This is a genomic window from Methylobacter luteus IMV-B-3098 (assembly GCF_000427625.1).
Lineage (GTDB): Bacteria > Pseudomonadota > Gammaproteobacteria > Methylococcales > Methylomonadaceae > Methylobacter > Methylobacter luteus.
Genome location: NZ_KE386569.1, coordinates 1,636,032 through 1,656,591, shown reverse-complemented (window position 1 = coordinate 1,656,591; position 20,560 = coordinate 1,636,032). Strand labels below are relative to the sequence as shown.

The window sequence follows — 20,560 nt, the reverse complement described above, 5'->3', positions numbered from 1 at the left end:
GAGTTCGGCCACGTTACTGGTATTTGATGGCTATGGCGATCACGACACGACCTTCGATCGGCTGAACGGACCGATCCCGCCACGGTCCGGTGACCCAGGCGCCGGTGACCTCGGTGCGGTCATAGACGACGACCGCAGCGTCAGCGCCCAGCTTGGCTGCCTCCTGGCGCAAAGCCTCTTCAATTTTGCTCACATCGACACTCTCGCTTGATGGCTCTGCCCTGACTTCGCCCAGACGCACGTGCGGACGCGTCGGTTCCGTGCGCAGAATCTGAACCTGCGACGGATCGGACGGCGGATACTTTGGACTGCCGACGTCCTGCGTATGCGTTGTGTCTACCGTCTGGCATCCAGTGGCCTGGAGAAGCATGGCGATGACAAGCAGGCCGCTGATGAAATTGATTATCGTAGTCACGAGTCCCCTCCTGGCTGCTTCGGTTGTGAGCGATGTTTGCTTTCCAGTGACGCAACTCAACGGTCTGATCGCATAGTGGTCAGCCTGATGGCTCGGAAGGTTTGGCAGTTTATCGGGCAACTCTTCGCATTTGCCATCTGGACTGTCACGGGCATCGCTATGGTTTGTCGGCATCTTCGATTAGGAAGAGCGGGCAGGGCGGCGAGAGAGTCCCGGTTCCCTGATCCCAAAACATGCTGCCGACGAAGCGCAACGCATGGCTATAGTCCGTGTTGATGCGACGGCTGGTTGTTGATACTGAGCCAAACCGGATTTCCGCTACTGTAGCGGCTATCGGTCATTGTTCATGTTTTAAGCCGGTTTTCTATCCGTACTATTACTATCCGTCCAATTACTGATGGCTCTGATTCTGCGGGTAAGGATAGGTGGAACATAAGCCGGGCAGGGTGCATGAGTGCAGAGCGTGCCCCGTCTGGCTTTAAAAAACGCGTACTTGCTCGTTGCGCCTCTTGTTGCCGGCACGTCCTAATAATTCTTGGTTACCAGTAATGCCATGTTTTCAAGACACCGACTCCTTAACCGGAACGGCGGCTTTCAGCTATTTTCGCCGGCGTAAAATAGTGATTGAAAAGCGGCTATTTGTTTAATGGCCTAAAAAACTTGATGATGCCGGCTGTGATCCAAAACGCTTAGCGCCATGCGCTGCCTCGTTCTGCTACGGCAGAAAAACGCTTCGTGTTTGCTCACTCTGTCTGACCTCAAGGCGCGATGCGAACCTCCACTGAGTTGATGAACCATTGGAAATTGGTCCTGCTGTGTAATTCCATATCGTTTGCGTTCGCTATATCGAAAGTCCTGGTTCCTACGGTAACGACCACGGATTGCCCCGCCGGCACGGGGCCGGAACTGAATAAATGGGCAAAGTAGTGCTGGCCGCGGGTCAGATTTTCTCTATTCGCATATAAGTCATCTCCGTCGGTCTCTTCAAAAAGATTGGACATCAGGGACAGTGAAGGTTCTGGCACATTCGGGTGAAGAACGTTCATCATGAGGTAGTTGTTTTGATTGCACCATGCACTCGAAAACCCGAACTCATCATCGATTTCCAGATAGTGGGTGTCAATTGTGCTCTGAGCATCAACGAGGACTTCCACGAGACCGGTCGCGGGCGCTTCGAACCCGAATGCGATCTGAGCTTCGGCAGTTGCCGATGCATAATCAAAATTTCCGGCGTCGTTACAATCCATAGTGCTCTCGTTTCCTACCAGACCGACGGACGGCTCCAAAAAGAGCAGCCGATCCACCAGGAAGTTGTTGCTAGCCACGGGAACGAAGCTAAAGAGGAACCCGAAGAAAGGCGGCCTGAACAAGAACCACCGGTGTGGGTCGGATGGGTCATCTATTGGCGGAATCGAACCCCAGGGCAGCGGAAACTTATGCAGCGGCGACAGGTTTATCCATGTGTCGAGATGCTTCGGCAGGTTGTATCCCGGAACTACCTTGCCATCAACGACGGACAGTATTGCTTCCAGCCTTTGCCGGAACTCTTTGCCGATCTTTTCCAATTGCTCGGGATTGGCGCCGGTATTGCGTATGAGCCTGTCTATTTTCCATTTGCTCGCCTTATGTTGCCTGGTGAAGTCATGATTCAAGCTTTCCGGCGGCTGCCAGAGGTCACGGAAGGCCAGGCGCTCGCGTTTAATCTCCTTTCTCAACTCAGCCAGTTTGTCGGCTCCCAGAAGATCATGCAATCGGCAGCGGGTATCCTCAACGGCTTCATCCGCTTTTTGGATGCGCAATTCCCTGGCTTTATACCGTTGCGCATCCTGCTGGCTGATGGCTTCTTCAACCGACTGACGATCCTTTGCTGAAAAGCCGTCCAGAAACGGCAAGTTGCGGGCAGAGCAGTTACCATTCGGCATTTGCGTACTCCTTCGGAAGTTTTAGGCAATTTCGTTTTTGTCTGTTGCGGCTGTCACTTCCATTCTGTTGTTTCTTTACAGTTCAGCTTACGAAATATTCCGAACACCAGCGCACCGCGCCGCATAACCAACCGCCAATGGAGCGTGAGCAAGGCGCAGGCCGAGTTGATTGGGCGGTCAGTTATTGATGCGGAGCCGAGTCAGATTTCCGGAACTGTGGTGACTATTGTTCACACTTTTGCCTGAATTTCTATTCGTTCGGTTACTGATACCGCCTACTGAAGTTGTCGCGATTCCAGGGGCGGCATCAATTACAGCTCGACGCTTGAGTTACGGAAATTGCCGAGCGGTTAGACAAGTTCGTGTCTAACATTAAAAATTCTCTGCATTCGCCCGGGAGAAACTTAAACGTTCTATAAGCGCTGCGGGTGCGGTCCGGGTGGGCAAAGTCAGCCTCGGCATCCACACCTCCGGCAGCGTTTGTTTTTACTTGATCTGTATAGCTTCGGAAGGAGGCATATCCTTGAGTGCTGCGCCTCTTTTCATCGCCCATTCAATTATTTTGACTGCCAGCGCTGGCGTTTTAGTTATCAGCGGTAGTCTCTGAGCCGCTGACGGGGACGCGTTTCGCCTGGAAGTTATGGCTGAATTCATCGGTTGGCTGAACGTTACCGGGATTCAGCGGGTCTATGCCGGGGCCGAAAACCTGCCCTCTTACAGAGACGGTTACAGTTTGCAGCGTATTATCGAACTGCATATCGAATTGGGATTTTGTGGTGCCTAAGAACGCGCCCGTTGCCGCATCATACACAATACTCAAAACGATAGCCTCAGCCTTATTGTCTCCATTGCTTTTCCAGGTGCCATGCTGATTGCTGAAAGCATTGGGAGGCACTTCTCCCTTAAATTGAACGGACTGTATGCTCGCCAGATTGCCGTCCGCAAAAAGGTTCAGAATTCTGGTTGATTCATCAGCCGATTGAGGCATCGCCAGGTATGTGCCGGCAATTTGTGCACCGAAGTTGCCTTGCGGCATCTGTTCGGTCGTTCCGGAAAACGTCGGGGAAGACAGTGCGAAGATGCCGAAAATCATTAAGGTACGAATAACTGATGTTGCTGATGTTGATAGTCTCATTTGAACCTCCACTAGATAATAAGCTGATTAAAGGGAGAGTAACTTTTCAGATATTTCCAACCTTTTACGTGGCCCTCATTGCCTGGCGCTGAATAACAAACTGCTCATGCCCCGTCTTAATCACAATCCGGCCGGTCTGGGTATAAGGCGAGAAAAGATCCGCCATAGGTTGGCGCGGGATTTCATCGAAATAGTCTGCCATCAGGAAGCGCATGACTTTCAATCGGTTCTCCTCCGCATCCGGAAAAGCCAGTTCATAATGCATGGCCTGTTTGCGGTAAACTTCGCCCTGCATGTCCAGGCTAGCCTCAAGGTCTTCTGCTGTGTGGTAAGGGTAGGGCATGTTGATCAAGGCAAAACAGTAGGTCGCGAATTGGATCAGTGTGTTCCTCTTTCCGGCCATGGCGGCTAGAAAAAGTCCGGAAGGTGTTAAAGCGCGAAGAAGGCTGGCCAGCACTTCGTCAAGATCCGGAACATAATAAAAAACATGATTCGCCAGCACTAGATCAAAGCGGGCATCCGAATGGGGAGGCAGTGCTGGCCAAGTTTGCACTGGATGAACAGTGAAGGGTTGCAGTTGTTCGATGGCCTGTTGACGATATTCCTCATCAGGTTCCACCAGAGAGAGCCGCAACCGGTCCGAAGGCAAGCCAGCCAAGCCGAGAAATTGGCGGGTGAATCGCCCGGAGCCGGATCCAAAATCCAGCATGCGGATTGGGCCGCTTCCAGTCGCTAAAGCATGCACGTGGGGCATATAGGAACGTAAATCCTCGTCTGCCTCCGTACTTTGCTCCTGAAAAAAGAGATAATCATCATGGATGGGCCAAAAGCTCTTACTGCCGGTCACATTCATGGGCAAAACTCTTCATCAACACAATCTTTAACCCTTAGTTGCTGACTGTGACGCGTTTCGCCTGGAAGTTATCGCTAAATTCGAAAAATGGTTTAGCGTCGCCAGGATTCAGCGGATCTACGCCGGGACTGAAAATCTGTCCCTGTGCGGTGGCTGTGAAAGTTTGAAGGGTGTTGTCGAATTGCAGGTTATAGTGGGCAATTGCAGTGCCAAGGAACTCACCCGTTGAGGGGGTATAGTCCAAATCCAGGACCGTAGCTACAATCTTATTCTCTCCAACGCTTTTCCACGTACCATGTTGATTACTGAAACCTTCGCCGGGAACGTCCCCGCCAAACTGAACAGATTGCATACCCGTTATGTTGCCGTCCGCAAAAAGGTTTAAAATTCGGGTTGGGCCTTCGGACGGTTGATGTATCACAAGGTAAGTACCGGCAATTCGTGCACCGAAGCTGTTCACAGTGTCATCTGGTCTGTTCGTCTTGCCCTCCGGGGAATCAAAGTTGCCTTGTGCCTGTAGGGCTGGGCTGGCAAATACAAAAAAACCAAGAAAGGCTAAGATGCGGATAACTGATGCTGATAGTTTCATTTGAACCTCCGCTAAAAGGTGATAGATGTTTCTTTAAATCATGCTGTCATCTTTGTGGCTGCCAGTTGCCGTGATCCGTCAGCATCCCGGCACAGCTAGCCGCCGATTAACTTATCGAAATCCTCGATGGGAAGCGCTGGAACAGTGAGTGGCAAAAGAAATTCCCATTGCCTTATTCAAGTCAACTGAAGCCTTCATTGCTTCGGCTATGCCGGGAAACTCCGTAATCACCAGTATGTCTGTTTTTCCCATCGTGGCATAGGTGCTTATTATGGAACCTCCGCATTGTTGAACGATCTGGTTGGCCTTTGGAATGCGGTCGACGCTGATTTGCTTCACGGAATCAGCCGAATATTTTCCTGCCATTATGAATGTCGCCATTGCATTATCTCCTTTTTCATCCTGGTCTCTCGTCGGACAAACCCTATAGCCGGTTGCCGACGAAGCGCTGTTTAATAGGAAGTTTGCGCGGATGGTGATTATTTATCTTGGGCCAAGCTGGATTTCCATTACTTCAAGCAGCTATTGTTCCTATTTTAGGCTGGATTTCTATTCGTGCCATTACTGTCTAACTTAGCGGTTATTGGGCTTTGACTTGAAGTCAGGTGATCAAGTGACAGAATATGGCGATGAGGAGGAGAAAATACTTTACTAATGTGAAGTTTGATCAAGGCCGGTTTTTTGCCACAGATGCTCAGTTGGACAGGATATCTATGAACTGGTAAGGCGGCTGGGATGTCAACTCATCTAGCACTGCTCATGCTGAGATTGTTTTAAGTACGTGCAGCCCACCAGATCGGATTAGTTTTATCCCTGATCGATGAAGCATAGACATTCCGAAAAAGGATAAGAAAAATGAATAAACAAACATGTCTGTTCGTGGCCTTATTTGTCCTGCTTACTTTCGCCAGTCTTCACTCAAGCGGAATTGGGGCGGCTGTGCCTGGCGCGGTCAAGCTTGATCGCACCTTGCTGCCCATTATCGAACCTGAGTACCCGCCGATCAAGGAACTCGACGCCCGCAAGGCCAAGGCCCCGCCGCGTTTCGAAGTGAAGGCGCCGAACGGTGCGCCCAATGTGGTCATTGTGCTGATCGACGACATGGGCTTCGGCACGGCAGGCACCTTCGGCGGCCCGGTCGCCATGCCGACAATGGACCGGCTGGCGCAGGAGGGCCTGCGCTACAACAACTTCCATACCACGGCGCTGTGTTCGCCGACCCGGCAGGCCCTGAAGACGGGCCGCAACCACCACACCGGCAACACCGGTTCGATCATGGAGACCGCCACGGCGTTTCCCGGCGATACCGGCGTATTGCCGAACAGCGTGGCGTCAGTGGCCGAGATACTGCGGCTCAACGGCTACAGCACCGGCGCTTTCGGCAAATGGCATGAAACGGCACCCTGGGAAATCAGCGTTTCGGGGCCTTTCGCCCGCTGGCCGACCCTGCAGGGCTTCGACAAGTTCTACGGCTTCCTGGGCGGCGAAACCAACGAATGGTCTCCGTCGATTTACGACGGCGTGACCAAGATAGAGCCGCCGCATGACCCGAACTACCACTTCACCACCGACATGACCAACCAGGCCATCGCCTGGGTCCGCTATCAGCAGGCGCTGACGCCGGACAAGCCGTTCTTCGTTTACTACGCGCCCGGCGCCACCCACGCGCCGCACCACGTGCCGAAGGAGTGGGCCGATAAGTATAAGGGAACGTTCGACCAGGGCTGGGACAAGCAGCGCGAGGAGACGCTCAGGCGGCAAATCGAGCTCGGTGTCGTACCCGCCGGCACCCGGTTGGCCAGCAAGCCCGAAGCCATCAAGGACTGGGACACGCTCACGCCGGACGAGAAGAAGCTGTTCACGCGCCAGGCGGAAGTCTTCGCCGGTTTCGCCGAACACACGGACCACGAGATCGGCCGCCTGGTCAAGGCGCTCGAGGACCTGGGCGAGCTGGGCAACACCCTGTTCATCTATATAGAAGGTGACAATGGCGCCAGCGCCGAAGGCGGCATGAACGGCATGTTCAGCGAGATGACCTACTTCAACGGCGTGCAGGAGACGGTGGAAGATCAACTCAAGCATCTGGATCATTGGGGCGGGCCCGAAACCTATCCGCACATGGCGGCAGGCTGGGCGGTAGCCTTCGACGCGCCGTTCGCGTGGACCAAGCAGGTGGCCTCGGACTTCGGCGGCACGCGCAACGGCATGGTCATTCACTGGCCCAAGGGGTTCAAGGCCAGAAACGAAGTCCGCAGTCAGTTCCATCACGTGATCGACATCGTTCCTACGATCCTCGAAGCAGCCTATCTTCCTGAACCCAAAGTGGTTAACGGCACGATACAGAAACCCATCGAAGGGGTGAGCCTGGCGTACACCTTTGACGACGCCAAGGCCAAAGACCGCCATGTCACCCAGTATTTCGAGATGTTCGGCAACCGCGCCATTTATCATGACGGCTGGCTGGCCGGCACCGTGCACCGGGCGCCCTGGGAGTCTCAATCCCGTCACCCCCTGAAAGAAGACCTCTGGGAACTCTATGATGTGCGCAAGGATTTCAGCCTCAGCCAGGGCCTGGCGAAAGAGCATCCGCAGAAGCTTGCGGAAATGCAGAAGCTGTTCATGAGTGAGGCGGTCAAGTACAACGTCCTGCCGATCGACGACCGTCTGCTTGAGCGTTTTACTGCCTCCGTAGTGGGACGGCCCGACGTGATGGCCGGCCGCACCTCGCTGACCCTCGGCGAGGGTATGACCGGCATGATGGAAAATGTCTTTATCGACGTAAAAAACCATTCCAAGAGCATTACCGCCGAGCTGGAAATTCCCGAGGGCGGCGCCAACGGCGTCATTCTCGCCCAAGGCGGACGGTTCGGCGGCTGGAGCCTGTACCTAAAGGACGGCAAGCCCGCTTACACCTACAATTTCCTCGGCCTGAACCGATACACGGTGGATGCACCGGAAGCCTTGCCGACCGGCAAGTCCACGGTGGTGTTCGACTTCGCCTACGACGGCGGAGGAGTGGGCAAGGGCGGAACCGGGACGCTGTCCGTCAACGGCAGCAAAGTCGCCGAAGGCCGTATCGACCGGACGCAACCGAGGATATTCTCGGCCGACGAAACGGCCGACGTGGGCATCGATGACGCCACGCCGGTGGCCGACGGAATCGGCGAAGGCCCGCAAACGCGCTTCACCGGCAAGATCGAGAAAGTGACTGTCGAGGTGAAATGAGCCCGGCAGAATGGGCGTTAGTTCTGCCAGGAAAAGCCGGGAGATTCGATGGTGCGCTTTGTGGCCACTCTACTGTTCCCGGCAGGACTAAAGAAATCCATGTGCATGTGAATGAAGTTGCTGATCACTGGGAAGAGAAAAAATTATGAATCTGGCACCCATGTTGAAACATGAAATCAAAGAAATAGGCTTGGTTTCCCTTTACTTTTTCTTTTGTTTCAGTGTGTTCCTCACGTTGAAGAAACTACTGCTGGCTGACTACCAGATCGAAGTTTCAGTCCTTTCGACGGCGGCCATCAGTGCGCTCATCGCCGCGAAAATCGTGATCATTCTCGACAAGACTCATGCCGGCCGCCGCTTCGACGCCAACTATTCTCCGGGATTGGCTGCTCTGTATAAGACGCTGATCTATATCCTGGTGACGTTTATCGTCTTGTACCTGGAGAAACTATTTCATGCCTATCGGGAGACCGGCACGCTCGCGCAGGCTATCTCGTATGTGTGGGAGCATAAGGATCGCAACCTCATACTTGCCAAAGTGCTCTGCGTCGGTTTGGCGTTTTTTGCGTATCACCTGTACGCGGGGCTCGACCGCCGTCTCGGCGAAGGGACGCTTCGCAGACTGGTCATGGCATCTCCCGAAGAGACGCCGACCCCGGATAAGGGATAAGAAGGCGGAATTCAGTTCCCAAGAATAATGACAAGAGAGGTTAATCAATGGCTTACGAAATTTTGGAAATCGATAACGAGATCATACGTGCCCGCATTTCGGGCGTTATGAGGCTGGCTGACCAGAAGGAATTGCAGCAAGTGGCCCGTGATTTGATTGATCAGGGCCTGAAACCGAGGCTGCTGGTGATGGCTGAGAATTTTGAAGGCTGGGAAAAGGCGGAGGAATGGGAAGATGTCGGCTTCCTGACGGGCTATGGCGATTCTATTGTAAAGATGGCGATTGTGGGCGACGAACTCTGGAAAGAGCAGGTCTTCATGTTTACCGGCAAGGGACTGCGGACCACCGAGATCGAGTTTTTTCCGCTGCTTTCATTGGATGAGGCAGAGTTATGGATACGTTCATGAGCCAGGATGGCGTTCGCAAGGTTCGGCAAGAATCATTGCGAGCGAAGTACAAGGCGCACGGAAATGGCCGCAGTCATACGTAACAGGTACTTGCTGGCCGTAAGTATCGTGCTGGCGGTCACGGTACTTACGGCGGGATGGCTCGCGTACCTCGAGCTTCCGGCCATTCCACCGGTTCTCGTACAGCCCCCGATCCAGACCGATGCCAGCTATGTGGGACGTCACTCCTGCGCCGGCTGCCATGCCGAACAGGATCGCCTGTGGCAAGGCTCGCACCACGACCTCGCCATGCAGGAGGCGAGTGACGAGACGGTGCTCGGCGATTTTCGCGACGCCGAATTCAGGAAGGACGGCGTGGTTACCCGATTCTTCCGTCAGGACGAGCGCTATCGGGTGCGCACCGACGGCCCGGACGGCAAGCCTGACGATTTCGAGATCAAGTACACCTTCGGCTTTACGCCGCTCCAGCAGTATCTGGCCGAGCTTCCGGGCGGGCGGCTTCAGGCTCTCTCCATCGCCTGGGACAGCCGGCCGAAGGAGCAGGGCGGCCAGCGCTGGTTTCATCTCTATCCGAACGAAAAAATCGATCATACAGACGAACTGCACTGGACGAAACGCTCGCAGAACTGGAACTTCATGTGCGCCGAGTGTCATTCGACCAACCTGCAAAAGAACTACGATCCGGCCAGCCGCACTTATAACACTAACGCGTCAGAGATCGACGTGGCCTGCGAAGCCTGTCATGGACCCGGCTCGCACCATGTGGCCTGGGCCGAGCGCAAGCCTGGCTACGAGCGCATCGATGCCGGGACCAGGGGCCTGACCGTCCTTTTGAATGAACGCCAGGGAGTTCAATGGACGATCGATCCGGAATCGGGCAATGCCCATCGCAGTACCGCGCGCGGTTCCGAGCAGGAAATCCAGGTCTGCGCCCGCTGTCACGCGCGGCGCGCTCAGCTATCCGGCGATTACCGCCATGGCCCACTGATGGATACCCATTTGCCTTCGCTGTTGCAGGAGACGCTGTATCATGCCGACGGCCAGATCGAGGGCGAGGTTTATGAATACGGCTCTTTCCTGCAAAGCAGGATGTACGCGGCCGGCGTGACCTGTAGTGATTGCCACGAGCCCCACAGTCTGAAGCTGCGCGCGCCCGGGAATGGGGTCTGCCTGCAATGCCATAACCAGGACAAGTACGCTACCGAAAAGCACCATTTCCACCGCACCGGCTCTGACGGCGCCCAGTGCGTCAACTGCCACATGCCGGCCAAGACCTACATGGTCGCCGATCCCCGCCGCGATCACAGCTTTCGTATCCCGCGCCCGGACCTTTCGGTGCGGCTCGGGACGCCAAATGCCTGTATGAACTGTCACGCGAACAAGCCGGACCGCTGGGCGGCGGGCAAAGTGCGGCAATGGTACGGCCATGATCCCAAGGGTTATCAGAATTATGCCGAGACCCTGCACGCGGCAAGGATGAGGACTACGGATGCCGAGGCGCGTCTGCTCGCCTTGCTGCGCGATAAGGAACAGCCGGCTATCGCACGGGCTACGGCGGCTGCGGAACTGAGCCATTGGCTGAGCGGAAATTCGCTTCCGGTGCTGGCCGAAGCGCTTGGCGACGCCGATTCTCGAGTGCGCGCCGCCGTAGTCGAGTCCTTGGCGCCGCTGCCGCCGGAGCAGCTTTGGCAACTTGTCCATCCGCTGCTACGGGATCCGGTAAGGGCGGTGCGTATGCTCACTGCCGGCGCGCTGGCTGGAATTCCCGCCGAACAGGTGCCTCCGAGCGAACGCGCTGATTTCAGTAAAGCCATCGACGAGTATCTGGCGTCGTTACGGTTCAACGCCGACGAACCGGCCGCACAGGTCAATCTGGGCAATTTCCACGCGGCGCGCGGCGAATCCAGGGAAGCTGAACAGTCATACCGGGAGGCGCTCGTCATCGATCCGGATTGGCTGCCGGCTTACGTCAATCTGGCTGATCTCTACCGCCAGACGAACCGCGATAGAGAAGGGGAGTCTCTGCTGCGAGAAGGTCTGGCGCGCCAGCCGAAAGCGGCTATTCTGCACCACAGTCTTGGGTTGCTGCAGGTGCGGCGGAAGAATCTGCCAGCGGCTCTGGGCTCACTGAAACGGGCGTTGGAATTGGCGCCTGATGATGCCCGCTTTAGCTATGTTTACGCAGTGGCCCTGCAAAGCGCCGGGCATGCGCGGGAGGCCAGGGCCATCGTCGAGACCGCACTGACGCGGACGCCGGGTGATCTTTCACTGAACGAACTGAGGTCTCAGTTGACGAAGGAGGTAAGCAATCGATAAACGCAGCACCATTCAATGCAATATTCCGAAACGAAAGGAGTAAAGACATGAAACCGACACTAATGATCAACTTGTTGTTGACTGCCGTTTTGATGCTGGCCGGCTGCGAATCCACCGGCGGCAAGCAAGCCGATGCGATAGATGCGGCTCAGATCGACCGCGATGTGGACGCCGCCCTGGCGAAGCTCTACGAAACCGCGCCCTCGGCCAAACTGCTGGCGTCCAAGGCGAAGGGTATCCTGGTGTTTCCGAATATCGTCAAGGCCGGCTTCATCGGCGGCGCTCAGTACGGGAAAGGCGCTTTGCGCAAGAGGGGCCAGACAGCGGGCTATTACAATATCGTGGCCGGCTCGTTCGGTCTGCAAGCCGGGGTGCAATCATTTGATTATGCACTGTTCTTTATGAATGATGAGGCGCTTGCCTATCTTGATCGCAGTGAGGGGTTTGAACTCGGCATAGGTCCGACAGTGGCTGTTCTGGACGCTGGTGCGGCGGGCAATCTGAGTACCACGACTCTCAAGGATGATGTCTATGCATTCATATTCGGGCAAAGAGGCTTGATGGCGGGTATTAATCTGGAAGGGTCGAAGATCACCCGGATCAATCCGTAACCGGATATGACCGGCAGGATGCGGTGACGATAGGAACCGTATCGTACTGCATCCTGCCGTGCTGCTTTTTTATATCTAACGCGGTGCTTGTAGGGCGTCCCTTTGCCCCTGTTGATAGGCCCGCTGTTCGGATTCCTTGTGTTTGCCATACAAAAAACCGCCCGTGGTGCCGGCAGCGGCACCGATTGCCGCCCCCAGGCCGGCATTGCCCGCCATCGCACCGATGACGGCTCCGGCGGCAGAACCACTCAAACCTCCGGTGACAGAGCGTTGCTGAGTCTCCGACATGCCGGCGCAACCGGCCAAATTAATAGTGGCCAATACCGCCATAACTAAAATCAAAAATCTTTTCATGTCATATCCCCTTTAATAGGTTTTTTTACAGGGCCATTTTTCGGTTAAAAATCTGAATTCCGTCTCGACCGGCATTTCGTTCATGTATTCAGGGTGTCGTTGAGCCCATGAAATAAACATATCGATTATTTCGTTGCGCGAGGGCTTAGGCTCCGGAGCACATAATAACTTCAGTTCCCGTTTATCCGCAGTCGCGGCCTGATAATAATGAAAAGCGCCAACCAGATAACCGTGGCAAAAATGGATGGCATCCCGATAATGGGGGTCTTGCGGCGATGCCGTACAGAGATTGATCAGGTTTTGTGTATTCTGTGCTACGAAATCTTTATCGGTCACGTCGGCTTTTGCCGCGCCAGTGGCAAATAAAGCGAGCAATAAGAAAGGGGCGAGATGTTTGAGTTGCATAAGTTATATCCTCGGTTTTTTCTGCTTTAATGGGAAATAAATTCTCTACAACAGGAAAAGCGCATTTATACCTGCGCTGCTCTATCAATTTGAAGAAGAGCATCTTCCTTTTTTGTGGCGTATTTCTGTAGTCTTCCTTCCTATCCTTTTCACACTACCTATAGCAAACATCTACTTCAAGCGGTTACTTTGTGTCATACATTGGATGTCATTGCGCTTATCTTGTTCCGGTTAATAGAAGAAACTAAGGAACGGGGATTCAATAACTTCAGAACTTTAAGTTGCAAATTAAGGAATGGGCATAAAATAACTTCCTCAAGTACGCGGAGAATTTCCCGGTGTAGGTGCGAATTTATCCGCGCAGTGCGAATACCCTATAGGGCACAAGTACCCTAAAGGGCATAAATAAATTCGCACCTACAATTTTCTGATTTATTCCAGGCTCATTACTTATTATCTGAAGATTTCCATGGGACTCCGGCGGGGCAGTTTAAGATAAAACGCTGCTTGAAATACGGGAATGGGCGCCCGTTCAAGGATTCTTCAGGGGAAAATCCGCTTCCAGTCTTTTTTCATATCAACCACAGTCCAGCCTTTCTGCCCGGCCTCATCAAGCGCTTTGTCGAGCTGTCCAATGGATGATTGCCGGTCGTATGCCGTCTCGCGTTTGTCGTCGGTATGATGAACGAGAAGCCCGAAACGAGGGCCATCGCCGGCTGTCGTCCATTGCAGCATTTGCAGATCGCCGTCGGAATTGCCGAATGCGGCGATTGGTCTGTGACCTATGAATTTATTGATAGCCACTGGCTTGCCGTCCTTGTCGTCGATAAAGTCGACTTCCGGCAGGCGCATAAGCACCGGTTTACCGCCCTGAAATTCGAATTTGGTTTTGATGCTGCTGCCGATAACCTGCTCCGGCGGGATGCCATAAACTTTCTCGGTCCATGGTCGCATGAATTCAATGCCGCCGCCGGATAAGATGTACGTCTTGAAACCTTTGCCGCGCAAATAGACGAGCAATTCGAGCATCGGCTGATAAACCAGTTCGGTATAGCGCCGGTTGTATTTCGGATGCTTTGCCTCAGCGAGCCAGTCTTTGACGATTTGAGCAAATTCTTCAGTGGTCATGCCCGCATGAGAGGCCATGACCAGTTCCAGCAAAGCGCGCTCACCGCCTGCCATCACCCCTTTCAGGTCTCCGTCAAGCACGGATTTGAACGGCTCCGTGTCTTTCCATTCAGGATGCTGAGGGCTAAGCGCCTTGACTCGATCAAGCGCGAAAGCGAGCTGAACATACAGAGGCTGTTCGGACCACAGGGTGCCATCGTTGTCGAACACGGCGATGCGTTTGGCGGGCGCTATGAAATGCCTGCCGCCTCTTTGAGTCGTCTCTTTGACGAATTTTACGATAGCTGTCTTGGCCGGTCCGCTGTTCCAGGAGGGCAAGGGGTCTGCGGTTCGGGCATGAGTAACCATCGAGAATGACAACAATAAGAGCCACAGAATAATGCGGTAGCCATAACTTATTAAATGTATGCGGGATAACTGATTCATGGTGGTCTCTATAATATTTGTCGACGCAAAATATAAGTCGAATCGAGCCTATCTTCGAACATTAGGCGGATTCCCTGGATTTTTTCAAACCGTGGCTTACCGGTGTCAGCCTTGCCTGGCAAAGGCCAGCCATAGAATTCGTTTAAGCTGCGTGTATAAAACAAACCTTGATCTGAACAGCAGGGGTTCAGTCAAGCCTATCCCAAAACAAGGAACGATGGGGAACATCGAGTTCCTTGGGCAAACCGATCATATAAACCAGGCCAATTACCAGATCCGTCAGCCCCAACGGCACGGCAATCAAGCCCAGATCACCGAAAAGACCCGCTGGAACAAGTAACAGTGCAGCAACGTAGCGCAACAATGATTCCCAGTATACAAAGGAAGCGCGATGGCTGAGGTCGCGGGAGGACAGGATCAGAACCGCGCTGGTAAATCCAAGGAAACCGGCAAGTAGCCAGCCCCACAAAGGAGCCGGGATATTGAGGCCGAGTATTCGGTAGACCGGCGGAAACAGCAGGATCACAGCTAAACCGCCGTTGTAAAGTCCCGACCAATAAACAAAGTCCTTCATTTTGAATGGCATGGAAGCCTCCAGATTTAAAACGTTCAAGCAAACATTCAACCATTCCCACACTGTAATGATAGGGGGTCTATTTAGGGGGTGGGCCGGCTTCAGGATGCTCCCGCAAAAACATACGTAAAAAACGCAGCCGCCGGTTTTTTTCGGCAGCCGAGATTAACCTGTCAAACGGCTGTCACCTGTTTGGCGGCGTCTGCAATTGCTCCATGACTTGATCAATGGTGAAGCTTGCCGCTTTCTGGCGGGGCGGATAGTCTTTGAACGTTGCCAGAAATTTGCCAACGCTGCTCTGAGCTGGCAACAGCAGGAAGGCATGATCAAGATACCAATCCCAGTAGGTATTGGATGTGATGGGCGCCTTCTCGTAAGGATCAGTGCGCAGGTTGTACAGCCACGGAATTCTTGTTTTGACGAATGGTTCGCCCCATACTGCCAGCGTACCTGGTTCCCGTTGCTGGGCGAATACCAGCTTCCAGTTATCGTAGCGCAACGCCGTCAGGTCGCCGTCGTCGGAGAAATAAAAGAACTCCTGACGGGGGCTTTTTTGTTCCTGACCTGTCAGACGCGGCAGTTGGTTATAACCGTCCAGGTGGACTTTGAAGTTTTTCCTGCCGGCCTTGTAGCCCTTGAGAAGCTTATCCTTGACGTCGGGCACACCGGTTGCGGCCAGCAGGGTTGGCGCCCAGTCCAGGTGGGAAATGATGTCGTTGGAGATCGTGCCGGGATTGATGTGACCCGGCCAGCGCACCATGGCCGGCACGCGGTAGGCACCTTCCCAGTTGGTGTTTTTCTCACTGCGGAAAGGCGTCATGGCGCCATCCGGCCAGGTGTTCATGTGCGGGCCGTTATCGGTGCTGTACATGACGATGGTGTTATCGGCGATGCCCAACTCATCAAGCTTGGCCAGTACGGTGCCCACGTTTTTATCGTGGTCGATCATGGTGTCGTGATACGGACTCTGCCAGCGCCCGGCCTTGCCCAGACTCTCGGGTTTCGTGTGAGTGCGGAAATGCATGTGGGTGAAGTTGACCCAGACGAATAGAGGCTTGCCGGCCTTGGCTTGCTTGTCGATAAACTCGGCGGCGCGTGCGGCAATATCGTCGTCGATGGTTTCCATGCGCTTTTTGGTGAGTGGCCCCGTATCTTCTATCTTCTGAGTACCGTCGGGATTGGCGAAGCTATGAATCACGCCGCGCGGGCCGAATTTCTTGCGGAATTCGGGAAAATCGGCTTCTTTCGGGTAGTCCGGCGATTCCGGTTCCTCCTCGGCGTTGAGATGGTAGAGGTTCCCGTAAAACTCGTCGAAACCATGGGCGGTAGGCAGGGACTCGTCCTTGTCACCCAGGTGGTTCTTGCCAAACTGGCCAGTGACATAGCCTTGGGCCTTTAATAACTCGGCGATGGTTGGGTCTTCCTTGCGAAGACCCAGGTCGGCGCCCGGCATCCCCACTTTGCTCAAGCCTGTGCGGAATACGCTCTGTCCGGTGATGAAAGCGGAACGTCCTGCTGTACAGCTCTGTTCGCCGTAATAGTCGGTGAAAGTGACACCTTCGTTGGCTATCCGGTCGATATTAGGGGTCCGGTAGCCCATCACCCCCTTTGAATAAGTGCTGATGTTGGACTGGCCGATGTCGTCACCCCAGATGATAACGATATTGGGCTTCTTTTCGGACGATTGAGCGGCAGGCTGGGCCGCGGCTGATCCATAGGTAAATGTCAGACTAACCGCCAAAGTCATCAATGTGAACGAGGTAAGCTTGATGTAGGTCATTTTTTCCCCTTATCTCAAAAGTTTGCAAAAAATGAACAACGATCGCCTTGTTTTGGCAAACATGCTCTTGCTTGGTTCCATCTGAAAGAGGGCAAGATCTGTCAAAGTTGAAATCATCGCATCGGAACGAAGGGTGCAGTACGGTGTCAACGGTTCGAAGGGATGATGGGAATAAAGCAGAGAAGCCATGATCGGCTGGAAGGTAGTGGACGAAGGCAACGAGCTGGCAAAGTTTCAACCCCTGTCCTCGAAGGAGGTAATCCGTGAAGACGATACGACATCCGGAAATACGCACTGTGCTGTGCGTGGCGCTTCTGACGGTAGTGGCAGGCTGCGCGGAGAAAGGGGCGGTCACGCGCCCGGAATCACCGGCAGCCCAGGCGCCAGCGCTGCAAACCGTGGCGGAGCCGGATGCTATTCTCATGCGCATGGCCGAGTTTCTGGCCAAGTCCCCGCGATTCAGCGTGAACCTCCGGACCAGTTATGACACTGTCCAGGAATCCGGCCAGAAGATTGAATTCGGCGAAACGCGAAAGGTCATCTTGAGCCGGCCCGACGGGCTGCGCGTTGAAGCGGAGCACAGCGATGGCGAGAGGCACGTCGTCCTGTACGACGGCAAGGACATCACGGTATTCAACCCGTCCCAGAACGTCTATGCGCAGGCCTCCAAACCCGGCGGCATAGATGAGGCGGTCATGTATTTCCTCAAGGATCTCAACATGAGGTTGCCGCTAGCCATGCTCCTGGTCAGCCGGTTTCCGGATGAACTCAAGCGTCGGACCCAGTCGCTCGACTATGTAGAGAGGACTGAAATCTATGGAGTGCCTGCGCATCATTTGGCAGGGCGCACCGAGACGGTAGATTATCAGGTCTGGATCACGGAAGGCGCGCAGCCGCTGCCGCTACGCGTGGTGTTGACTTACAAGAACGCCGAGGGGCAGCCTCAGTTCCGGGCGCAGTTTGCCGATTGGAACTTTTCGCCCGAAGTCCAGGATTCCCAGTTCGCATTCACTCCGCCCGAGGGGGCGAGGAAGATCTCATTCCTTGCGCAGTTGCCACAGGCCGCGCTTCAGAGGGGAGCGGCCTAGGAACAAACCGGGGGACAGAAATGAACATCAGACCTTCAATATTCGTTACAGTTGCTATGGCCACAATCGTTTTACTAATAGGGTCCGTGGGGTCCGTGGATGATGCTGTCGCCCGTGGTCGTGGAGGCGGCGGAGGCTTCCGTGGCGGCGGAGGAGGCGGTTTCTCACGAAGTGGGGCAGCGGCTAGCGGCAGCTTTGCCTCCCGCGGCTCAAGCTATCAGGGCAGCAGGGCAGGCGCTGCATCCCGTCAGGCATACACCGGCTCAGCGCAACAGAGGCGTCAACAATTACAGCAGAACCCTCCGCAATACGACAGGCAGCAGTTGCAACAGAGCCGGCAACAATACGGACAACAGGCGCAGCAGAGCCGCCAGCAATATGGACAACAAGCGCAGCAGAGCCGACAAGCGCAGCAGGAGCAAGCGCAGCAAAGTCGGCAACAAGCCGCGCAGTCTTATCCTCGTGGTTATTATCCACCCTCAGGCTATTATCCGCCGTCAGGATATTACTATGACCATGACGACTGGGACGATGGCGAAGTCGCGGCCGTGGCGATCGGCGCGGCCGCGCTGGGCGCCGTCGGGGGATACGCGGCGGGTGAGTCATCGGCCTCTACCGCGCCATCCACGACGGTAGTCCAGACCGCCCCACCGCCCTCAGGCTACGCGAGTCTGCCTTGCGCGGCTACTACCAAGGTCGTTTCCGGCGTGACTTATTATCAGTGCGGCTCTACCTGGTATACCCAGGCTTATGGTAGCGGCGGCGTAATTTATATGCCCGTGCCTCCGCCCTGATCAGGGACCGTAAGTGCAGAGAGGGATTTCCCGCTCTGTAGAAACGAATCGAAATTTTTAACCCTATTATCGGGCTGGGAAATTACCCCGGCTCCTTGTTCAATTCATCGCATTTGGTTTGCCATAGGAGGCGTGTCATGAGACAGCTTAACCTTGCTGCGCCAAGCTTACTCATCCTGGCCGTTTTGGCTGGGTGCTCGTCCACCGCTTTTAACGAGCGCCAATCGTACACGGGTGAAATGATTGCCCGGCCCGATCGCATTGTCGTCTATGACTTTGCCGCGACCCTCGCCGATGTTCCATCTGAATCCGCTCTGGCGGGCCTGTCTGTCGAACACCCGATACCGCAGACTCCGGGGCAAATCGAGACCGGTCGCACACTGGGCGTTCACGTCGCGCGGAACTTGGTTGTGGAGATTCAAGACATGGGGTTGCCGGCTGTGCAGGCCATGGGCCAACCGGCGCCGCAGGCTGGTGACCTTGTGATCAAAGGCTATTTCGTCTCCATTGATTCGGGTAACGCCGGCAAGCGTGTGCTGATCGGTTTTGATTCCGGAACTGCCGATCTGAGGCCGGTGGTCGAGGGCTATCTGGAGACGGATCAGGGTCTGCACCGGCTTGAAAAAGGACTGCTCGAACCCGGAAACGGCAAAAAGCAGGGTGGACTGGCGGGCTTGGCAACCCTCGTTGAGACCGGAAATCCCCTTGATCTTATCGGCGATGGCACGTCGAAACTAAAAGGAGAAAGGAAAGGTCCTCCGACGATCGGCGACGCCGCTCAGGGAACTGCCAAGGAGATCGCCGATCAACTACGGGTGAAATTCAGAGAACAGGGGTGGATCTAATCAAGTGATATGGGAAGCTATCTCAGTGGGCGGATGCCCGGCCGAATACAAGAAGAATTCCCGGCGCGAAGGCTCGCAATGGTTCGGTTTGCCGCAGTGTGCCTCGCCGTAATGGCGTCCGATTTGCACGGTCAGGAACTCGAACCGCGCACCTATGCCAACACGCCCGTCGGGCTTAATTTCCTCATCGCCGGCTACGGCCACCTGGAGGGCGGCGTGGCGATCGATCCGGCGCTGCCAATAGAAAACACGCAAGTCGAAGTCCATTCCGCCGCGTTTGCCTATGTCCGCTCTCTTGATTTCCTGGGAAAATCCGCCAAGTTCGATGTGGTGCTGCCTTATGCCTGGGCCTCGGTCAGCGCCACTGCCCTAGGGCAGCTCCGGGAACGCGACGTATCCGGCTTAGCCGATCCAAGAGCTCGCTTTTCGGTCAATTTATACGGCGCTCCTGCGCTTTCGCTGGAAGACTTCAAAAATTACCAGCAGGACACCATCATCGGCGCCAGTCTCGAGGTGACTGCGCCCGGTGGCCAGTACGATGCCGGCAAGCTGCTCAACCTGGGCACTAATCGCTGGTCAGTCAAACCGGAGGTCGGGATCTCAAAGAATCTGGGGCCGGTGACGCTGGAATTGATCGGCGGCGTCCGCTTCTACACCGACAATGATGACTTCTTCGGCGGCAAGGTCCGCGAACAGGACCCGATCTACTCCATGCGAGGGCACCTCATTTACAGCTTCAGTCACGGCATCTGGGCGGCATTGGACGGCACCTTTTATACAGGCGGACAGACGACCGTGGACGGCATAAAACGCAACAACAGGCTGGAGAATACGCGTCTGGGCGCCACACTCGCGTTGCCGATAACCCGATACAATTCGGTCAAGCTATATTTCAGCACAGGTGTTTCTACCCGTGCCGGCACCAATTTCGATGCGGCCGGGATTGTCTGGCAATACCGCTTCGGCGGAGGACTTTAATCCATGCATCAATCGAGAAAAGACCGAAGATGCTCGAAAAAAAAC

Annotated in this window: 21 protein-coding genes; 10 read left to right on the top strand and 11 right to left on the bottom strand. The window is 54.8% G+C overall.

Features of this window, described 5'->3' with window-relative positions; all coding sequences use genetic code 11:
- Positions 1 to 13: 13 nt before the first annotated feature.
- The 6 genes from METLU_RS0109550 to METLU_RS0109525 form a co-directional block, all read right to left on the bottom strand.
- On the bottom strand, positions 14 to 415 hold the full coding sequence (locus METLU_RS0109550) for a hypothetical protein (protein WP_051299861.1): 402 nt from the start codon (positions 413 to 415) through the stop codon (positions 14 to 16).
- 758 nt (positions 416 to 1,173) lie between these two features.
- Positions 1,174 to 2,337, bottom strand: coding sequence for a hypothetical protein (locus METLU_RS0109545; protein WP_027158010.1), 1,164 nt, complete (start codon positions 2,335 to 2,337; stop codon positions 1,174 to 1,176).
- A gap of 583 nt (positions 2,338 to 2,920) precedes the next feature.
- A complete protein-coding gene (locus METLU_RS0109540) occupies positions 2,921 to 3,472 on the bottom strand; it encodes a hypothetical protein (RefSeq protein WP_155920520.1) in 552 nt (183 codons plus the stop codon).
- 64 nt (positions 3,473 to 3,536) lie between these two features.
- Positions 3,537 to 4,325, bottom strand: a complete 789-nt coding sequence (locus METLU_RS0109535; protein ID WP_027158008.1) for a class I SAM-dependent methyltransferase — start codon at positions 4,323 to 4,325, stop codon at positions 3,537 to 3,539.
- Between the two features lie 34 nt (positions 4,326 to 4,359).
- On the bottom strand, positions 4,360 to 4,914 hold the full coding sequence (locus METLU_RS0109530; RefSeq protein ID WP_027158007.1) for a hypothetical protein: 555 nt from the start codon (positions 4,912 to 4,914) through the stop codon (positions 4,360 to 4,362).
- 111 nt (positions 4,915 to 5,025) lie between these two features.
- On the bottom strand, positions 5,026 to 5,295 hold the full coding sequence (locus METLU_RS0109525; protein ID WP_027158006.1) for a GYD domain-containing protein: 270 nt from the start codon (positions 5,293 to 5,295) through the stop codon (positions 5,026 to 5,028).
- Between the two features lie 474 nt (positions 5,296 to 5,769).
- Here METLU_RS0109525 and METLU_RS0109520 point away from each other — a divergent pair, with 474 nt between their 5' ends.
- The 6 genes from METLU_RS0109520 to METLU_RS0109495 all read left to right on the top strand — a co-directional run bounded on the left by METLU_RS0109520 (position 5,770) and on the right by METLU_RS0109495 (position 12,143).
- On the top strand, positions 5,770 to 8,139 hold the full coding sequence (locus tag METLU_RS0109520; RefSeq protein ID WP_051299860.1) for an arylsulfatase: 2,370 nt from the start codon (positions 5,770 to 5,772) through the stop codon (positions 8,137 to 8,139).
- Positions 8,136 to 8,288: a hypothetical protein gene (locus METLU_RS27870; RefSeq protein ID WP_155920518.1), complete on the top strand. Its 153-nt coding sequence runs from the start codon at positions 8,136 to 8,138 to the stop codon at positions 8,286 to 8,288. The genes METLU_RS0109520 and METLU_RS27870 overlap by 4 nt, the downstream gene beginning before the upstream one ends.
- The gene (locus tag METLU_RS25025; RefSeq protein WP_051299859.1) at positions 8,285 to 8,809 is read left to right on the top strand and encodes a hypothetical protein; all 525 of its coding nucleotides are present in this window, start codon (positions 8,285 to 8,287) and stop codon (positions 8,807 to 8,809) included. Before METLU_RS27870 ends, METLU_RS25025 begins: the two co-directional genes overlap by 4 nt.
- A 47-nt stretch (positions 8,810 to 8,856) precedes the next feature.
- On the top strand, positions 8,857 to 9,216 hold the full coding sequence (locus tag METLU_RS0109505) for a SpoIIAA family protein (RefSeq protein WP_027158004.1): 360 nt from the start codon (positions 8,857 to 8,859) through the stop codon (positions 9,214 to 9,216).
- Positions 9,217 to 9,279: 63 nt separating this feature from the next.
- A complete protein-coding gene (locus METLU_RS0109500) occupies positions 9,280 to 11,532 on the top strand; it encodes a tetratricopeptide repeat protein (protein WP_036242985.1) in 2,253 nt (750 codons plus the stop codon).
- A 47-nt stretch (positions 11,533 to 11,579) separates the two neighbouring features.
- On the top strand, positions 11,580 to 12,143 hold the full coding sequence (locus METLU_RS0109495) for a lipid-binding SYLF domain-containing protein (RefSeq protein ID WP_027158002.1): 564 nt from the start codon (positions 11,580 to 11,582) through the stop codon (positions 12,141 to 12,143).
- A 75-nt stretch (positions 12,144 to 12,218) separates the two neighbouring features.
- Here METLU_RS0109495 and METLU_RS0109490 read toward each other — a convergent pair whose 3' ends face one another.
- The 5 genes from METLU_RS0109490 to METLU_RS0109470 all read right to left on the bottom strand — a co-directional run bounded on the left by METLU_RS0109490 (position 12,219) and on the right by METLU_RS0109470 (position 16,810).
- Positions 12,219 to 12,497: a glycine zipper family protein gene (locus METLU_RS0109490; RefSeq protein WP_027158001.1), complete on the bottom strand. Its 279-nt coding sequence runs from the start codon at positions 12,495 to 12,497 to the stop codon at positions 12,219 to 12,221.
- A gap of 12 nt (positions 12,498 to 12,509) precedes the next feature.
- Complete coding sequence (locus tag METLU_RS0109485; protein WP_027158000.1) at positions 12,510 to 12,902, bottom strand: Rap1a/Tai family immunity protein; 393 nt, start codon at positions 12,900 to 12,902, stop codon at positions 12,510 to 12,512.
- Between the two features lie 543 nt (positions 12,903 to 13,445).
- On the bottom strand, positions 13,446 to 14,456 hold the full coding sequence (locus METLU_RS0109480; RefSeq protein WP_051299858.1) for an HAD family hydrolase: 1,011 nt from the start codon (positions 14,454 to 14,456) through the stop codon (positions 13,446 to 13,448).
- Between the two features lie 187 nt (positions 14,457 to 14,643).
- Entirely contained in the window at positions 14,644 to 15,042 is a 399-nt protein-coding gene (locus METLU_RS0109475) for a hypothetical protein (RefSeq protein ID WP_027157998.1), read from the bottom strand.
- Between the two features lie 172 nt (positions 15,043 to 15,214).
- Positions 15,215 to 16,810 carry an arylsulfatase gene (locus tag METLU_RS0109470; protein WP_196806527.1) on the bottom strand — a complete coding sequence of 532 codons (1,596 nt, stop codon included), beginning with the start codon at positions 16,808 to 16,810 and terminating at the stop codon, positions 15,215 to 15,217.
- 263 nt (positions 16,811 to 17,073) lie between these two features.
- Here METLU_RS0109470 and METLU_RS0109465 point away from each other — a divergent pair, with 263 nt between their 5' ends.
- The 4 genes from METLU_RS0109465 to METLU_RS0109450 all read left to right on the top strand — a co-directional run bounded on the left by METLU_RS0109465 (position 17,074) and on the right by METLU_RS0109450 (position 20,515).
- Positions 17,074 to 17,898: a DUF2092 domain-containing protein gene (locus METLU_RS0109465; RefSeq protein WP_027157996.1), complete on the top strand. Its 825-nt coding sequence runs from the start codon at positions 17,074 to 17,076 to the stop codon at positions 17,896 to 17,898.
- Between the two features lie 56 nt (positions 17,899 to 17,954).
- Positions 17,955 to 18,692 carry a hypothetical protein gene (locus tag METLU_RS0109460; RefSeq protein WP_027157995.1) on the top strand — a complete coding sequence of 246 codons (738 nt, stop codon included), beginning with the start codon at positions 17,955 to 17,957 and terminating at the stop codon, positions 18,690 to 18,692.
- A gap of 137 nt (positions 18,693 to 18,829) precedes the next feature.
- Positions 18,830 to 19,537 carry a DUF4410 domain-containing protein gene (locus METLU_RS0109455; protein ID WP_027157994.1) on the top strand — a complete coding sequence of 236 codons (708 nt, stop codon included), beginning with the start codon at positions 18,830 to 18,832 and terminating at the stop codon, positions 19,535 to 19,537.
- Between the two features lie 78 nt (positions 19,538 to 19,615).
- Complete coding sequence (locus tag METLU_RS0109450; protein WP_027157993.1) at positions 19,616 to 20,515, top strand: transporter; 900 nt, start codon at positions 19,616 to 19,618, stop codon at positions 20,513 to 20,515.
- Positions 20,516 to 20,560: the final 45 nt, after the last annotated feature.

Coding starts and splice junctions, on each gene's coding strand:
- METLU_RS0109525 (WP_027158006.1), bottom strand. CDS start 5,295: ATGGCGACATTCATAATGGCAGGAAAATATTCGGCTGATTCCGTGAAG.
- METLU_RS0109500 (WP_036242985.1), top strand. CDS start 9,280: ATGGCCGCAGTCATACGTAACAGGTACTTGCTGGCCGTAAGTATCGTG.
- METLU_RS0109455 (WP_027157994.1), top strand. CDS start 18,830: ATGAGACAGCTTAACCTTGCTGCGCCAAGCTTACTCATCCTGGCCGTT.
- METLU_RS0109530 (WP_027158007.1), bottom strand. CDS start 4,914: ATGAAACTATCAGCATCAGTTATCCGCATCTTAGCCTTTCTTGGTTTT.
- METLU_RS0109490 (WP_027158001.1), bottom strand. CDS start 12,497: ATGAAAAGATTTTTGATTTTAGTTATGGCGGTATTGGCCACTATTAAT.
- METLU_RS0109545 (WP_027158010.1), bottom strand. CDS start 2,337: ATGCCGAATGGTAACTGCTCTGCCCGCAACTTGCCGTTTCTGGACGGC.
- METLU_RS0109470 (WP_196806527.1), bottom strand. CDS start 16,810: ATGACCTACATCAAGCTTACCTCGTTCACATTGATGACTTTGGCGGTT.
- METLU_RS0109475 (WP_027157998.1), bottom strand. CDS start 15,042: ATGCCATTCAAAATGAAGGACTTTGTTTATTGGTCGGGACTTTACAAC.
- METLU_RS0109535 (WP_027158008.1), bottom strand. CDS start 4,325: ATGAATGTGACCGGCAGTAAGAGCTTTTGGCCCATCCATGATGATTAT.
- METLU_RS0109485 (WP_027158000.1), bottom strand. CDS start 12,902: ATGCAACTCAAACATCTCGCCCCTTTCTTATTGCTCGCTTTATTTGCC.
- METLU_RS0109520 (WP_051299860.1), top strand. CDS start 5,770: ATGAATAAACAAACATGTCTGTTCGTGGCCTTATTTGTCCTGCTTACT.
- METLU_RS27870 (WP_155920518.1), top strand. CDS start 8,136: ATGAGCCCGGCAGAATGGGCGTTAGTTCTGCCAGGAAAAGCCGGGAGA.
- METLU_RS25025 (WP_051299859.1), top strand. CDS start 8,285: ATGAATCTGGCACCCATGTTGAAACATGAAATCAAAGAAATAGGCTTG.
- METLU_RS0109495 (WP_027158002.1), top strand. CDS start 11,580: ATGAAACCGACACTAATGATCAACTTGTTGTTGACTGCCGTTTTGATG.
- METLU_RS0109480 (WP_051299858.1), bottom strand. CDS start 14,456: ATGAATCAGTTATCCCGCATACATTTAATAAGTTATGGCTACCGCATT.
- METLU_RS0109505 (WP_027158004.1), top strand. CDS start 8,857: ATGGCTTACGAAATTTTGGAAATCGATAACGAGATCATACGTGCCCGC.
- METLU_RS0109450 (WP_027157993.1), top strand. CDS start 19,616: ATGGTTCGGTTTGCCGCAGTGTGCCTCGCCGTAATGGCGTCCGATTTG.
- METLU_RS0109460 (WP_027157995.1), top strand. CDS start 17,955: ATGGCCACAATCGTTTTACTAATAGGGTCCGTGGGGTCCGTGGATGAT.
- METLU_RS0109540 (WP_155920520.1), bottom strand. CDS start 3,472: ATGAGACTATCAACATCAGCAACATCAGTTATTCGTACCTTAATGATT.